Source organism: Mycobacterium aquaticum (assembly GCF_002086485.1).
GTDB classification, from domain to species: Bacteria; Actinomycetota; Actinomycetes; order Mycobacteriales; family Mycobacteriaceae; genus Mycobacterium; species Mycobacterium aquaticum.
Genome location: NZ_MVHF01000013.1, coordinates 87267 through 102419, shown reverse-complemented (window position 1 = coordinate 102419; position 15153 = coordinate 87267). Strand labels below are relative to the sequence as shown.

The 15153-nt window shown below is 66.9% G+C and carries 13 protein-coding genes and 1 pseudogene; 3 read left to right on the top strand and 11 right to left on the bottom strand.

Features of this window, described 5'->3' with window-relative positions:
* Window positions 1-160: 160 nt before the first annotated feature.
* The 5 genes from BST13_RS15265 to BST13_RS15245 are packed head-to-tail and all read right to left on the bottom strand — an operon-like array spanning window position 161 to window position 6012.
* The gene (locus tag BST13_RS15265) at window positions 161-979 is read right to left on the bottom strand and encodes an alpha/beta fold hydrolase (RefSeq protein ID WP_083164867.1); all 819 of its coding nucleotides are present in this window, start codon (window positions 977-979) and stop codon (window positions 161-163) included.
* Complete coding sequence (locus BST13_RS15260) at window positions 976-2616, bottom strand: fumarate hydratase (protein WP_083164866.1); 1641 nt, start codon at window positions 2614-2616, stop codon at window positions 976-978. The genes BST13_RS15265 and BST13_RS15260 overlap by 4 nt, the downstream gene beginning before the upstream one ends.
* The gene (locus BST13_RS15255; RefSeq protein ID WP_083164865.1) at window positions 2613-3959 is read right to left on the bottom strand and encodes an amidase; all 1347 of its coding nucleotides are present in this window, start codon (window positions 3957-3959) and stop codon (window positions 2613-2615) included. Before BST13_RS15255 ends, BST13_RS15260 begins: the two co-directional genes overlap by 4 nt.
* A gap of 1 nt (window position 3960) precedes the next feature.
* Window positions 3961-5091 carry a hypothetical protein gene (locus tag BST13_RS15250; RefSeq protein WP_083164864.1) on the bottom strand — a complete coding sequence of 377 codons (1131 nt, stop codon included), beginning with the start codon at window positions 5089-5091 and terminating at the stop codon, window positions 3961-3963.
* 9 nt (window positions 5092-5100) lie between these two features.
* On the bottom strand, window positions 5101-6012 hold the full coding sequence (locus tag BST13_RS15245; protein WP_083164863.1) for a nitrilase family protein: 912 nt from the start codon (window positions 6010-6012) through the stop codon (window positions 5101-5103).
* A 167-nt stretch (window positions 6013-6179) separates the two neighbouring features.
* Here BST13_RS15245 and BST13_RS15240 point away from each other — a divergent pair, with 167 nt between their 5' ends.
* Window positions 6180-7214, top strand: a complete 1035-nt coding sequence (locus BST13_RS15240; RefSeq protein WP_083164862.1) for a LacI family DNA-binding transcriptional regulator — start codon at window positions 6180-6182, stop codon at window positions 7212-7214.
* A 54-nt stretch (window positions 7215-7268) separates the two neighbouring features.
* Window positions 7269-8282, top strand: coding sequence for an Rv2578c family radical SAM protein (locus tag BST13_RS15235; RefSeq protein WP_083164905.1), 1014 nt, complete (start codon window positions 7269-7271; stop codon window positions 8280-8282).
* Between the two features lie 13 nt (window positions 8283-8295).
* Here the strand turns inward: BST13_RS15235 and BST13_RS15230 are convergent, their stop codons facing one another.
* The 6 genes and pseudogenes from BST13_RS15230 to BST13_RS15205 all read right to left on the bottom strand — a co-directional run bounded on the left by BST13_RS15230 (window position 8296) and on the right by BST13_RS15205 (window position 14020).
* Entirely contained in the window at window positions 8296-9189 is an 894-nt protein-coding gene (locus BST13_RS15230; protein ID WP_083164861.1) for a haloalkane dehalogenase, read from the bottom strand.
* A complete protein-coding gene (locus BST13_RS15225; protein WP_158087153.1) occupies window positions 9176-9796 on the bottom strand; it encodes a TetR/AcrR family transcriptional regulator in 621 nt (206 codons plus the stop codon). The genes BST13_RS15230 and BST13_RS15225 overlap by 14 nt, the downstream gene beginning before the upstream one ends.
* Window positions 9797-9852: 56 nt before the next feature.
* Window positions 9853-10230, bottom strand: a pseudogene (locus BST13_RS15220) (SRPBCC family protein); the annotation flags it as partial.
* A gap of 114 nt (window positions 10231-10344) precedes the next feature.
* Window positions 10345-11598 (bottom strand): acyl-CoA dehydrogenase family protein, encoded by a 1254-nt coding sequence (locus BST13_RS15215; protein ID WP_083164859.1) that lies wholly within the window; start codon window positions 11596-11598, stop codon window positions 10345-10347.
* Window positions 11595-12791: an acyl-CoA dehydrogenase family protein gene (locus BST13_RS15210; protein WP_083164858.1), complete on the bottom strand. Its 1197-nt coding sequence runs from the start codon at window positions 12789-12791 to the stop codon at window positions 11595-11597. The genes BST13_RS15215 and BST13_RS15210 overlap by 4 nt, the downstream gene beginning before the upstream one ends.
* The gene (locus BST13_RS15205) at window positions 12791-14020 is read right to left on the bottom strand and encodes an amidohydrolase family protein (protein WP_083164857.1); all 1230 of its coding nucleotides are present in this window, start codon (window positions 14018-14020) and stop codon (window positions 12791-12793) included. The genes BST13_RS15210 and BST13_RS15205 overlap by 1 nt, the downstream gene beginning before the upstream one ends.
* 270 nt (window positions 14021-14290) lie before the next feature.
* Here BST13_RS15205 and BST13_RS15200 point away from each other — a divergent pair, with 270 nt between their 5' ends.
* Window positions 14291-15136 carry an LLM class flavin-dependent oxidoreductase gene (locus BST13_RS15200; RefSeq protein ID WP_083164856.1) on the top strand — a complete coding sequence of 282 codons (846 nt, stop codon included), beginning with the start codon at window positions 14291-14293 and terminating at the stop codon, window positions 15134-15136.
* Window positions 15137-15153: the final 17 nt, after the last annotated feature.

Sequence of the window (15153 nt, the reverse complement as noted above, 5' to 3'; positions counted from 1 at the left end):
TTCGATAGAAGGCGTGCGACAGAATCGGTTTCGCCGGCTGTCGCTGCCTGCTTCGTACCGTGGCGCCACCCATCGGTGGCCTGGTACGGATCGACTGGGCGAGCCGCCCACGGCGGGCGCCGGTGCCGTACCCGAAACCGCGGCACCGGCGCACCCAGCGCTACGCGTCTCCCTCTGCCTGCCCGACCGCGGTCGCGATGGCGGCGGCGAGTTCCGCGGGGGCTTCCACGTGCGCCAGATGACCCTGCTCGGGCAGTCGGGCCACGCGTGAGTGTGCGAGCGCGGCCGCAAAGGGCGCGAACGCGGTCCCGTATGGTGCCAGGCCCTCGTTGCGTGCCCCGAGGATCAGGGTCACCGGGATCTGAAGGCGCGCATAGTCTTTCCACGACGGCCGGTAGTCGTTGATGGCGGCCAGTTCCTCGCCCAACGGCTCGGCGAGTTGCCGCAGGACCGGCCAGGCCGGGGTCCGCCGCAGTTCTGCCACGTAGTCCTCGGAGAATCCGGACACGGCGGTGTTGACGAGTTCGACGGCGCGGTCCAGATCGCCCACGGCTGTGGCGGCCCGGATGACGTCGACCGCGTCCGGTGCGAAGGGCGCGCCGACGGGTTCGTACGCCGTCAAGGAACGGACCGCCGCGCACCCGATCGCGGTTTCCAAGGCGATGAGCGCCCCGTAGCTCCAGCCCACGAGATGTACCGCGCCGAGAGAGTCGATCGTGTGGCGCAGATCCTCGATCTCGACCTGCACCGAATAGTCGGCTCCGAGCCCGCCGCTCGGGGACCGGCCGCGCCGGTTGATCGTGACCACGGGATTCGGCAGATCGATCGCGGCTACGACGGAGCGCCAGGTGGCTGCGTCGGCCATGACGCCGGGCACGACGAGTATCGGTGTGCCCTGGCCGGGACGGATTTCGGCGGTCAGCGTGGTCCCACCGCGCTCCACGGTGAAAGGCCGGGTCTCCGATTGAGTGAAAGTCATTGTGGCGCAGTTCCGATCGTCAGCAGGGTGCGGTTGTCGCGGTGGTAGAAGTCGTTGCCCTTGTCATCGATGACGATGAACGCCGGGAAATCCTCGACGCGGATCTTGAGTACGGCTTCCATGCCCAGTTCGCCGTATTCGAGAGTCTCGATCGATGTGATGCAGTCGTGGGCCAGGCGCGCGGCGGGCCCGCCGATCGATCCCAGATAGAACCCGCCATGTGCCTGACAGGACCGCCGGACCGCGTCGGAGCGATTGCCCTTGGCGAGCATCACCAGCGAACCGCCCGCCGCCTGGAACTGCTCGACGTAGGAATCCATGCGCCCCGCGGTCGTCGGTCCGAACGACCCCGACGGATATCCCTCCGGTCTCTTGGCGGGCCCGGCGTAGTACACGGGATGACGACGCAGATACTCCGGCAACGGCTCACCCGCATCCAGGCGCTCGCGGATCTTGGCATGCGCCAGATCCCGTGCCACCACCATGGTTCCGCTCAGCGAGACCCGGGTGCCGACCGGATGACCGGAAAGTTGGGCGCGGGTGTGGTCCAGGGACTGGTCGAGGTCGATGCGGACGACGTCATGGTCGGATTCCGGTACCGCGTCCGGCAGGAACCGGGCCGGGTCGGTTTCGAGCTGTTCGAGGAACACACCGTCACGCGTGACCGTGCCCAGGACGTGCCGGTCTGCCGCGCACGACACGGCCAGGGCAATGGGCAGTGAACCCCCGTGGCGGGGCAGCCGGACCACCCGGACGTCGTGGCAGAAATACTTGCCGCCGAACTGCGCTCCGATCCCCAGCCGCTGGGTGGCCGTGAGGATCTGCTGTTCGAAACCGCGATCGCGAAAACCATTGCCGGCCAGGGAACCTGCCGACGGCAAGCTGTCCAGGTAGTGTGCGGACGCGAGCTTCGCGGTTTTGAGGGCGAATTCGGCGCTGGTGCCGCCGATCACGACCGCCAGGTGGTAAGGCGGGCACGCCGAGGTGCCGATCTCGGCGGCGCGCGCAACGATGAAATCCAGCAGGTCGGTCGGGTTGAGCAGCGCCGGTGTCTGCTGAAACAGGAAGCTCTTGTTGGCGCTTCCGCAGCCTTTCGCCATGAACAGGAAGCGATATGCGTCGTCACCGTCGGCGAGGATCTCGATCTGGGCCGGCAGATTCGACCCGGTGTTGCGCTCGTCGAACATGGACAGCGGCGCGAGTTGCGAGTAACGCAGGTTCAGCGTCGTGTACGCGCGGGCGATGCCCCGCGACAGATGCTCGGCGTCGCGCCCGTCGGTCAATACGTGTCGCCCGCGCCAGGCGTGCACGATGGCGGTCCCGGTGTCCTGGCACATGGGCAGTACACCCGCCGCTGCGATGTTCGCGTTGCGCAGCAGCTCGGTGGCGACGTAGCGATCATTGGCAGACGACTCCGGGTCGTCGAGGATCGCGGCCACCTGCCGAAGGTGGCTGGTACGCAACAGATGTGACACGTCGCGGTAGGCCTCGAACGCCAACTGTTCAAGGGCGGCGGGGGAGACGTCCAGAAATTCCCGGCCCGCCGCCCTCGCGACGCCGAGGGGTTCGGTGTCGAGCCTGCGGTAGTCCGTGTCGTCGGGTCCGGTCGGCAGCAGCGGCGTGTAGTCGATGTTCATGACCGTTCGACCCGGGAAGCCAACTCGAACAACAGGTTTTCGTTGCCCGGGGTGGTGATGAGCTGCAGGCCCACGGGCAGGCCCGACACGCTCCCCGCGGGCACACTGAGTGCGGGATGGCCGGTGAGGTTCCACGGGCAGGTCAAGGACAACAGCGCCGAGCGCACTTCGACTGCGTGGCCGTCGATTTCGTGTGCACGCTGATCGAGGTCGGTGGCCACCGTCGGGACGGTCGGCATCGCGAGCACGTCGAAGCGGTCGAACAACTCGGCGGCCGCAGCGCGCAGCGTGTCGCGCTGCCGGCCGGCGCGCACGTATTGCCATGCCGGGGTGTCGCGCCCCCGCAGCAGACGCTCGACCACTTCGGCGTCGATGGTGTGCTCATGGTCGGCCAGGTCGTCGACATGCTCGGCGTAGGCCTCACTGGCCTGCAGGATGCTCAGCACCGAGAACACCTCGCCTGCCGAGAACGGCAGCCCGGCGGTGCCGCCGACATCGATGCCGGCACGTTCGAGGGCGTCGCGTACGCAGGTGACGATCTCGGGGTCGCATGGGCCGAAGGACTCTGGATCGAGCCAGCCGACGCGCGCCGTGGCGTCGTTCGGGTGCACCGGGTGGCCGGCCATGACGGCGTAGGCATCCGCCAGTCCCGACGCCGTCGTCGCGAAGATACCGACATGGTCGAGCGACGCTGCCAACGGCCGGACTCCGGTGGTGGGGATCGCCCCGTAGCCGGGTTTGAAGCCGGCCACACCGCACAGCGCCGCGGGTACGCGTACCGAACCCGCGGTGTCGGTTCCGACGGCGAGCGGCACCATGCCCGCGGCGGTGGCGACGGCGCTGCCGCCACTCGAGCCGCCGCTGATCTTGGTTATATTGCGGGGGTTTCGGGACGGGCCGTGCGCAGAGCGGTCACCGGTGGCGCCGTAGGCGAACTCGTGTAGCACGTTCTTGCCGACGATGACCGCCCCGGCGGCACGCAGTCGGCGGACGCATTCGGCATCAGCCGCCGCGAGGTGGGGATGCACGAGGGAGCCCGACGTGGTGACCTGCCCGGCGATGTCGAGGAGATCTTTGACCGATACCGGGATCCCGTGCAGCACACCGCGGTCGCGTCCCTGGGTGAGCTCTTGATCGGCGGTGCGGGCCGCGGCGCGGGCCCCTTCGGCATCAACGGCGGTGAAGGCGTTGAGAATCGGATCGAGCCGGGTGATCGCGGCCAGGCTGTGTTCGACGAGTTCCGCGCTCGTCGTATGGCCGGCACGGAGCTCCGCGGCCAGGGCGCGGAGGTCGCGGTCGCGGAAGTAGCCGTTCAACACGGCGGGGTCGGCAATTTCGGTCATGTCAGATTCCTGGAAGTAGTTGCAGGGCAGGGACGATCGATGCGGTGGCCACCGCCATCGCGGCCACGTTCCCGATGAAGGGATGAAAGTCGGCGGGCAGTCGTGCCGAGATCGCCGCGGCCAGCGGCGGGCTGAGCACCGCGCCGAGCACGGCACCGGCCAGCACCGAAGGCAGGCTGCCGCCGTAGGCCAGCACGCACGCCGGGGCGACGGACACGACCGGGACGAAGGTCGGATAAAACGGCCGACGAGCCCAGCATCCGCGCCACACGGTCACCGCGACGACGGCCGTGACCGCCTGAGCGGCCAGGATCTGCGGCAGCAGTCCCGACCCGTAGGCCGGTGCCGCCGGGTTCAGCAGGTAGGCGAAAAGCGCGCCTGCGATCAACCCGAGGCTCGCCCATTCGCTGCCGAAGAACTGCGCTTCGGAGAAATCGGCCAGACTGCGGCGCAAAACCCAGACGGGACCACGCTTTTGCGGTGCCGTGGTCGGCGCCGGTTCGAGCGGGCGGCGCAAGTGCAGTGGCGCGGGCAGCCAGGGCAGGTACCGGCATACGGTGAAGGCGAGCACCGCCGCCAACGCCATGCCTGCCGTCACACCCACCACCGGGGCGAGGCCGAGCCTCGGGCAGATGACGCTCGCGCCGAGCACCGACAGCCCGGGTGTGACGAGCCCGCCGAGCACTCCGCCGGTGAGCACCGTCGGGATGTCGGAGCCGAACATCAGCACGATGGTCGGAGAGACCGACACGAAGGGCGCGAACAGCGGCTGCCAGGTGCCCGGTGACAGGGTCCAGCCCCAGACCAGGGCACTGACGGCCACCCCGAGCAGGGCGCTGGCCAGCATCGGAACCCACATCCCCGAGCCGCAGGCCTGCGCGAAGCCTTGGGCCGTCTGCCTGCGGGTCTGCAGCCAATGTGCCAGCGCGCCACCGGCCAGTAGCCCCAGACCCGAGAGTGCACTGCTGTAGAAGTTGGGTTCGCTTGCCGCAGAGGCGATCACGTCGAGCAGCGGTACCGATGCCCGCAGGCTGCCGTTCCACAGTAGAACGGCAACCAGGCAGACGGCGGCGATGAGCGGCCACAGGGGAAGGGAGCCGCTTCGGGACCGTGTCGACGGCGCGGATGTCATGGCGCGGCCCTAGCGGGGCAGCGCCGAGCCGCCGCGGTAACCCAGCAGCTGATCGTAGAGATCCGTGCGGCGGTCGCGGTGCAGGTCGTTGAACTGATTCCAGATCGGTGCGCCGCGGGACGCCGTGATGTCGATGTCGGCGTAGATGATGGTGTCCTCGTCCGGCCCGGCGATCCGGTCGATCGGCCAGCCGTTGGTCCCCGCGATGAGCGAGTTGCCCATGAAGCCCGACGTCCGTTCGGTGCCGATCCGGTCGGCGGTCGCGATGAACACGTTGTTGACGTGCGCGGCCGTCATGGTCAGGTATGCGGCCATGCAGGTGCCGCTCGCGTCGTACAGGGGCGGCGGCGTCCAGACCCAGCCGGTTGGGATGCAGATGATGTCGGCGCCCTGTTGCGCGACGATCCGCGCGGTCTCCGGGAACCAGATATCCCAGCAGACCAGCAGGCCGATCCTGCCGATGCGCGTCGGAAACACGGGGTACCCGAGGTCGCCGGGGGAGAAGAACAGCTTCTCCTCGTTCCACAGATGGGTCTTGCGGTACTTGCCGATGTAGCCGTCCGGCCCGACCAGCACGGCGGTGTCGAAGAGTTCGACGCCGTCGAGTTCGGGCAGACATCCGGCGATGTACACGTCGTGGCGTGCGGCGAACTCCACCCAGCCGGCGACCGTCGCACCCGACGGCACGGGTTCGGCGTGGGCATAGGCCTCTTCCCGGGATTCGAAGGTGTAGCCCGTCGTGGCCAGCTCGGGCAGCACGATGAGGTTTGCGCCCTCAGCTACCGCTGCGTTGAGGCGTTCGTAGACCGCTTCGGAGTTGGCCTTGAGGTTCTCCACCCCGACCTGGGGGTTGAACTGCACGACGGCCACGCGTGCTGGGCTGTACCGGTGATCGGCGGATGAGGCGTTCTGATCAGGCATTACGCGTCCTTGTCCCATTGTTGTCGGAGTCGAGTCGAGGGACTCGACACGTCCGGCCCATTTGCCCGAACGTTCGGGCCGAACGTTCGGGCTATACTGCTCCGTGTTGCGCGTCACTGTCAAGAGCTGGCCGCACGCCCTTGTCTCAGCAAACAGAAGAGAGTGAAGTGGGGAAGTCGAAACAGGCCACGTTGCAGTCGATCGCCGATGACCTCGGTCTGCACGTTTCGACTGTCGCGCGCGTGCTCAACGGCATGCGAGCAGGGGAACGTGCAGCCTCGGGAGCCACCGCCGAACGGATCCGTCAACGTGCGGCCGAGGTGAACTACCGCTCGAATCCGCACGCGGCGAGCCTGCGCACCAAACGCACCAACTTGATCGGCGTGCTGGTCCCGAGACTCAGCGACGTCGTGCTCGCCACGGTCTACGAGGGCATCGAATCCGCCGCTGCGGAGCGGGGCCTGACGGCGTTCGTCGCAAACACCCAGGACGAACCCGACCGGCAGCGCATGCGGATCGAGATGATGCTCGACCGCCGTGTCGACGGGCTCATCCTCGGCGATGTGCGGGCCGACGACCACACCGTTCTCGACGAGCTCACCACGCGTGAGGTGCCCTTCGTGCTCGTGAACCGAAGCGTCGCCGACTATCCCGCGGCAACCTGCGACAACTATCTCGGTGGCCGGTTGGCGGCCGAGCACCTGCTCGAGCTGGGGCACCGCCGCGTGGGCGTCATCGCCGGCCTGGCACACGCAAGCACCGGAATCGACCGGCCTGCAGGCTTTGTCGACCGATTCCGCGAGGCGGGCATCGACGTCCCCGCGGACAATATCGTGTTTTCGGGCCTGGACAGCCAGGGCGGCCATGCCGCCGCCGATCGGCTGCTCGCCACCGCGTCGCCGCCGACCGCACTGTTCGCGGTCAACGATTTCGCTGCCATCGGTGCCGCAGGCGCGATCCGCGCTCATGGCCTGCGCGTCGGTGAGGACGTGTCCCTGATCGGTTTCAACAACATCGCGCTCACTGCAGAGATGCACGTGCCGTTGACGTCGGTCGAGTCACATGCGTTCGACATGGGTTGCGATGCCGTGCAACTGCTCGCTGACGCGCTGGCGGGACGGCCGGGAGGTCAGCGGCGCACGAAACCTGTTCTGGTGGTACGTAAGTCGACGGCCGACGTGAGGTGTTCCAGCCTGGCGTGACACGGGCCGTCCAGGATGCTTGACATTCTGATCGAACGGATGTTCGATGGATGGATGCGCTGGGACGGGCAGGGGGTGCGGGTCGACGACGGCGCGCTACCCGGCCTGCAACGGCTGGGGTTCGTGCGCAGCGTACGCACCCCACACTTCGAAGGCATCACTTTCCACGAGGTGTTGTGCAAATCGGCGCTCAACAAGATTCCCGCGGCATCAGCACTCCCGTTCCGCTACACCGTCAACGGGTACCGGGGATGCTCGCACGCCTGCCGGTACTGTTTCGCCCGGCCGACGCACGAGTATCTCGACTTCGACTCCGGCGTGGATTTCGACACCCAGGTTGTGGTCAAGGCCAACGTGGTCGAGGTGTTGCGCCGCGAGCTTCGCCGTCGTTCCTGGACTCGGGAGGCGGTGGCGTTGGGCACCAACACCGACCCGTATCAGCGCGCCGAGGGCCGGTATGCGTTGATGCCGGGAATCATTGGCGCACTGGCAGATTCCGGGACTCCCTTCTCGATACTGACCAAGGGCACGCTCCTGCGCCGGGACTTGCCGCTGGTCGCCGACGCGGCCCACCACGGGCCCGGGGCCAGTGTGGCGATCTCCCTGGCAGTGGGCGATCCGGATCTGCATCGTGACGTCGAACCCGGCACTCCGTCGCCGCAGGCGCGGCTGGCCCTGATCTCTGCGGTGCGTGACGCAGGGCTGGGCTGCCATGTGATGGTGGCGCCGGTGCTGCCGTACCTGACCGACTCCGCGGAACAACTCGACGCGTTGCTCAGCCAGATCGCGTCGGCCGGTGCGACCGGGGCGACTGTGTTCGGCCTCCATCTCCGTGGATCGAATCGTGGTTGGTTCATGCAGTGGCTGCAACAGTCGCACCCCGAACTCGTGCCCGAATATGAGCGCTTGTACGGGCGCAGGGCCTACCTGCCGCAGGATTACCGCAGCGCGCTTCGTAGCCGGGTGGCACCGCTACTCGCGCGCTACGGGCTGACGGGCAGGGAACCCGCGGCACCCGTCAGTGCCGCATCCGAGGCCGCGGCACCGGCGCAGCCCACACTGTTCTGAGGGGACGCCGCGTCTACCTGGCCAACTTGCGCACGAATTCGGCTACTGCGGCCCCGATCTCGTCGGGACTGTCTTCCTGGATGAAATGCGAACCGGCGACCGTCACTTCGGTCTGGTTCGGCCAGGTCCGGGCGAACTCGCGGATGCGCCCGCGCATGATGGCGCCGGGCTCGGCGTTGACGAACAGCTTCGGGATATCACTGGCCGCAAGCCAGCTGCCGTAGTCCTCGACAATGGCGACCACGTCGGCAGGCTCGCCCTCCACCGGGATGTTGCGCGGCCACGACAGCGTCGGGCGGCGGCCTTCACCCGGCTCGCGGAACGGCGCGCGGTAGTGGTCCATCTCGGCATCGGTGAGTGTGCGCAGGATGGCACCGGGCAGTACGCCTTCGACAAACATGTTGTGCTCCAACACCATCGACTCTCCGTTGGGCGAGCGGAAGCCCTGGAACACCTCCCGCACCTGGTCTGGCCAATCCGCCCACGTCATCGGCGTGGCGATGGCTTCCATGTAGGCGATGCCGGCCACGCGGTCGCGATGCTGGTTGGCCCAGTCGAATCCGAGTGCCGAGCCCCAGTCGTGGAGGACAAGAACCACACGGTCGCCGAGGTCGAGGGAATCCCAGAGTTTGAAGAGGTATTCGCGTTGTTCCGCATAGTGATAACGGTCGGGCCCGGAATCGTCGAGTTTGTCGGATGCGCCCATGCCGATGAGGTCGCACGCCACCAGTCGGCCAAGCCCTTCCAGGTGCGGCATCACGTTGCGCCACAGGTACGACGAGGTGGGGTTGCCGTGCTGGAACACGATGGCCGATGCGGCGGTGCCGCCGCCCTCGTCGAGGTAGGCCATGCGACGGCCGTTGATCTCGCGGTACTGCAACTGTCCGTACGGCTCAGCGCCGGCCATGTGGTTCTCCTCGATGTGGTTGATCCTCGGCAACTTTGGCGGCGGCGGCCTGCGCGCTCCGCAGGATGCGCGCGGAGAACTGCGGGTCGGCGACGGCACGTGACAGGGTCATCCCGCCGACGCAGAGGGCCATCAACGCGATGGCATCGTCGAACCGCTCGTCGTCGGCGGCATCGTCGCCGCAGATTGCCGCGAGCGATGCGCGAAGTTCGCGTTCGTAGCTGCTGCGGAACTCCGCGGAGCCCCGGGCCGCTTCCGACCCGAGAGCGGCGAAGGCGCAGCTGCTGGCCAGCTCGTCCCGGTGAGCCGGGGTGAGATAGCGCTTCGCCAAGCTCGTCAGGCGGGCCCGCCAGGATTCGCCGCGCGACGGCTTGATCCAGTGCGGGCGGCCGGTGCGGATGGCGTGGCCGAAGGCCGCACTCGCCAGCTCGTCCTTGGTGCTGAAGTGGGAGTAGAACGCACCGTGCGTCAGCCCGGCGTCGCGCATGACCGCGGCGATCCCTGCCCCGCCCAGACCTTCTTCGCGGAGTCGGCGTGCGGCGGCATCGAGGATCCGGTCTTGGGACTCGCGCTTGCTGTCGGCGCGCTTGGTCGCTGCTTCTCGCATGATGACCATCATGCTAACCGCATGATGGGCATCATGTGAAGGGTTTGGCGGCTGCCCTAGCGTTCCAACGCCTTGGCGCAGTTGGCAAGGATGGCGCGGAAGTTCCAGGGCAGTAGTCGAGAGCTCACGGCCTCCATCGCCTTGCCGCCGATGCGGGCCGGATGGGTGTAGTTGGTGAGCCAGTCGACGTGCGTGCCCTCACCACGTTGCGTGAAAGTCAGTGTGCCGCCGTCATGATCGAACGGCGGAAACGAGCTGATGATCAAGTACGAGTAGCTGTTCGGACGGTCGTAGGCGGTGATCTCCTCGCGAAACCACATACCGGCTCCGGTCACTGCTCGCACCGCACCGACGGCCGGGCCCGACGAACCCTTCGCCCAGCCGGCTTTGAGCACCAAGGGCGCGGTGCCGATGGCGGCCGGGTCGGCCAACCAGTCGAAGACCTGTTACAGCGGTGCGGCGATCACTCGCTCCACGTGAATGGTGGGCATGACAATTCCCCCTGGGTCGTGTGCTCCCCACCGTACGCCGGGCTCAAGGCCGGATGATCAGCCCTTGTTGCGCTTGACCTGATTGAACGGCACCCCACGGTCGGCGGCGTATTCCCGCGGGAACCCCAGCACGCGTTCGCCGATCACGTTGCGGGCCATCTCCGAGCTGCCGCCACCCAGTGAGCCGGTCTGTCGCGAGAGATACCGCACCCCGATGTCGAGCAGGCGTTCGAGCTCGCCACCTTCGTCCACCACGCCCGCGGTCCCGGCGATGGCCAGCGCGGTGTCCACCTCAAGCTCGGTGGTCTCGGCATGGAACAGGCGGATCAGCGTTCCCGCGTTCGGAGGCAGCGACCCGTTGGCGATCGACGCCGAAACGTGGTCGATGAGTTGCTGTTTCACCGTGCGGCGGACCAGTGCCCGGCCCGCGAGATCCTGCACCCGCGGGTCGTCACCCTGCCCGGTGGCCTCGGCGATCCCGATGTGGTCCGGCGGCATCTCGTTGGCGTTCTCGGCGCCGGTCCCGCTGGCGAATTCCGATCCACCCCCGACCGCACGCCGCTCGTGATGCAACTGACGTGACGCGACGGTCCAGCCGTCGTTGACCGCACCCACGACGGCGTCGTCGCCGAGCTCAAGGCCGTCGAAGAACTCTTCGCAGAACTCCTCGTTGCCGTTGACTTCCTTGATTCGGCGCATCGTGATGCCCGGTGCGTCCAGGGGTACCAGGAACATCGTCAGGCCCTCGTGCTTGGGCACGGTCCAGTCGGTCCGGGCCAGCATCAGCCCGTAGTCGCCGGCAAAGGCGCTGGTGCTCCAGGTCTTGGCGCCGTTGATGATCCACTTGTCGCCGACGCGGTCGGCGCGGGTGATGACGCCGGCCAGGTCGGATCCACCGTTGGGCTCGCTGAGCAGCTGCACCAGAATCTCGTCGCCGCGGATGGCGGCCGCAATGCGCTCGCGCTTCTGTTCTTCGCTGCCCATGTCCAGGATGGTCGCCGCACAGATCGTGAACGACGGCGTGTTGAGGATCAACGGCATTTCATAGCAGCGGCATTCGGCGTTGAACGCCTTCTGATATGCGTAGTCCAGGCCGAGACCGCCGTACTCACGGGGGAAGCAGATGCCCGCGAAGCCCCCTTCGTGGAGCCGCTTCTGCAGTTCCTTCGCCCGCTCCCACGAAGCGGCTTCGGCACGCACCGAGAACGGCGGATCGTCCGGGTCGATGGGCGGCATGTTCTCGGCAAGCCACGCCCGCGCGCGGGTGGTGAAATCGGCCAGAGATTCGGTGGTGACCGCCGTCTGGGTCATGGTTGTGTCTCCAGTGCTCCCGGCCGTTTACGGCTCAACCCATACACGGCGCGATGGTGGTCTTCGGGTGAGCCGAACATCGCCCGGTGCAAGGCAACTCGCCGCAGATACAGGTGCAGATCGTGTTCCCACGTCACGCCGATCCCGCCGTGCAACTGCACACAGTCCTGCAGCATCACCGGAGCACGTTCGGCGACATAGGCTTTCGCGACACTGACGAGCTTCGGCGCATCAGGTGAGTGTGCGCCGACGGCAGTCACGGCCGCGGCCGTGGTCGCGCGGCAGGCCTCGAACCACATCTTCATATCGGCGAAGCGGTGCTTGAGCGCCTGGTACGACGCCAACGGGCGGCCGAAGCTGTGCCGGTCGAGCAGCCACTGATTGGTCAGCGCCAGCACCGCGTCCAGGATGCCGACGATCTCGGCGCACTGCAGCACCAGGGCGATCTGACGCTGCCGTTCGATGATCGCCGGGGTCTGCTCGGCCGTACCGACCGCAGCGGATGTGCCGACCTCGACACCGTCGAATTGCACTCGGGCATAGGTCTTCACGAGGTCGACTGACTTCTGCACCGTCACGCTCACCCCTGGCGAGTCGGCCGGGACGCCGAACTGTCGCGGCACACCGTCGCATTCGGCGACCACCAGGAACACGTCGGCCTGCGTCCCCGCCTCAACCCGGTCCTTGACCCCGTCGATCCGGAAGCCGTCCGCGCTGGGGGTAGCTGAGGTTCTTGCCACTGTGGGGTCGAACGGTCGTCGCGGCTCGTAGACAGCCCACGATGCGATCGACTCGCCAGAGACCAGCGCCTCGATGAGCTCCTCGTGACCCGCGTGCGCCTCTGTTGAATTGCTCCTCGCGTCCGCATCCGTTGAATTGCTCCTCGCGTCCGCCTCCACCAACCCCGCGAGTACCACACTCACCGCGTGTAACGGCCCAGGCGCGACGGTGTGGCCGGCCTGCTCGGCGACCAGGGCCAGGTCGGCCAGCCCGTCACCGGAAACGCTTCCGCCGCCGAGCTCTTCGGGCACCAGCAGGCTGGCCCAGCCGAGCTCCGCGGCCCGCTGCCACCAGGTGTTCTCGAATGAGGTTTCGCGGGAATGCAGGTCACGTACGGTGCCCAGGGAGGCTTCCTTGTCCAGGAAGGCCCGCGCCGTCGAGGCGAACAGCAGTTGTTCCGGATTGGTCGTCATCAGGTCAGGACCAGCGCGGGCACGTCGGGCCGGTAGACCACCTTGTTCTCCACCTTGAACAGCTCGACCATGTTGCGGCCCATCACTTTCCGGACACCTTCGGCATCGAGCCCGTGGGCTTCGAGGTCGGAGACCAGGTTGATCGGATCGGCCAGCCCCTCCGGATGTGGCCAGTCAGAACCGAAGATGACCCGGTCGATGCCGAGCAGTTCGGACATCTTCTTGAAGTCGTCCTCCCAAAATGGCGCGACGTACACACAGCGCCGGAACGCCTCGATCGGATCCTCCGGGAACTCCTGCGGCATCTTCGAATACACGTCTTTGAATTGGTAGAAGAGGTAGGGCACCCAGGACGCGCCGTTCTCGATCGACAGCACGCGAAGGTCTGGGTTGCGGGTGAACGCACCGTGGCAGACCAGTGCGGCCATGGTGTCCTCGATGGGCCGCTTACCCATCGCCACCATCCGGAACGACGTCGGCTTGAACGGCAGGAATTCGTCGGCAGGCTCCCAGTCGTTGAGGTACTGCGCGTATCCGCTGTCGGAGGCGTGCATGGCCACGGGGATGCCGGCCTCGACGCAGGCCTGCCAGAACGGGTCGAACTCCTCGGTGCCGAACGAGCGGGTTCCCCGGAAGCCGGGTACCGGGGCAGGCCGCACCAGGACCGTCTTGGCGCCGCGCTCAAGACACCACTGCAACTCCTCCAGCGCGCGGTCGACGATGGGCAACGTGATCACCGGGGTCGAGAAGATGCGGCCCTCGTAGTCGAATTGCCAAGTCTCGTACATCCACTCGTTGAGAGCGTGGATGATGTCGTGGATCAGCTCGGGATCATCCTTGAGCCGTTCCTCGACCAGGCTCGCCAGGGTGGGGAACATCAGCGTGTAGTCGAGTCCGAGGCTGTCCATGACCTCAAGGCGCGCTTGTGGATTGCGGAATGCGGGGATGGCCTTCATGGGCTTGCCCATCACCTCGCGGTAGCTCTTGCCGCCACTACCGTGCCGGAAGTACTCCTCTTGCGCGCCGGGGCGGGCGACCACCTCGAAGGTCGGGTTGGGGATGTAGTCGCTGATGTGGTTGCGCACCATGATCTTGGTCCGGCCGTGCACGTCGATGTAGTCGATGACGCCCTTGCGCTTGTCCGGCAGGAACTTGGTGAGCGCTTCCTTGGGTTCGTAGAAGTGGTTGTCGGCGTCGAACACCGGGTAATCGAGGATGCGCGACGGCATGTTCGCCTCCTGAAAGAGTCATGTTCGTCAAAATCGATAATGACGTTACCACGCGGATGTGTCACGTACGAGACCGCGGGAGCTGCGCATGGCAGGTGTTGAAACGCCCAGGTCAACTCACGTTCTGAGGGCCCTGCGCACCAAACCGTCGGAGAGCGGGCATGAGAGTGCGGTCATTGCGGGATCGGCTCGATCATGCTGCACTGACGAGAATGACATTACCGATTTTGTAGAGGCGATAGGCGGGGTTGAGATTACTGTGTGGCAGCAATGACCGAGTGGTTTCTGTTCCTGCCCCAGGTGCGGCTGGGCATTCCCGACATCGTGGAACGCGCTCGCGTGGCCGATGCCGTCGGGTTCGACGGCATCGCCTTCATCGACCACCTGGAGGCTCCCGGTGCGACGCACCAGGACATCTGGGAGGCCATGACCGTCGCGACCTGGGTGGCGGCGCACACCGAACGCCTGCGGATCGGGCACTTGGTGCTGTGTGATGCCTTCCGGCATCCGGCGGTGCTGGCGAAGCAGGCGGTCACGCTGTCGGCGGCCTGCGACGGCAGGTTCGAACTCGGCCTGGGCTCGGGCTCCTGGCCGCAGGAGTTCACCCGATTCGGGATCGACGACGGTGACGACGCGGGCGCGCGCGTACGTCGACTCGGCCGCACGCTGGAGCTGCTCGGCATGTACTGGGGTGACGGCGAGGATGCCGCCCTACCTCGGCCGTCGCAGCCAATTCCGTTGCTGCTGGGCGGAACCGGCCGTCGCACGATGGAACTCGTGCGCGCGCACGCAGACTGGTGGAACATCCCCTCGCACCAACTCGACCGGCTGCCCGCACTGCTGCCGACCGTAGGCTCCGCGCGGGCGTCGCTGCAGCAGATGGTCGGTTTCGCAGGCCGAGGCGCTGACCGGCAGGCGATCACCGAGCGCAGCACCCGGTTGTTCGGCCACCTGGGGTCGGGCCTGGTGTGTGGAGATGCCAGTGAGCTCACCGACCACTTCGCAGGTCTGGCCGCCCAGGGCATCGAGCGCTTCTACGTATGGTTCAGCGATTTCGCTGCGCCGCAGACGCTTTCCGAATTCGCCGAGACCGTGATCAGAGAGGGACGACCGTGACAACCGAGACCGCCCAG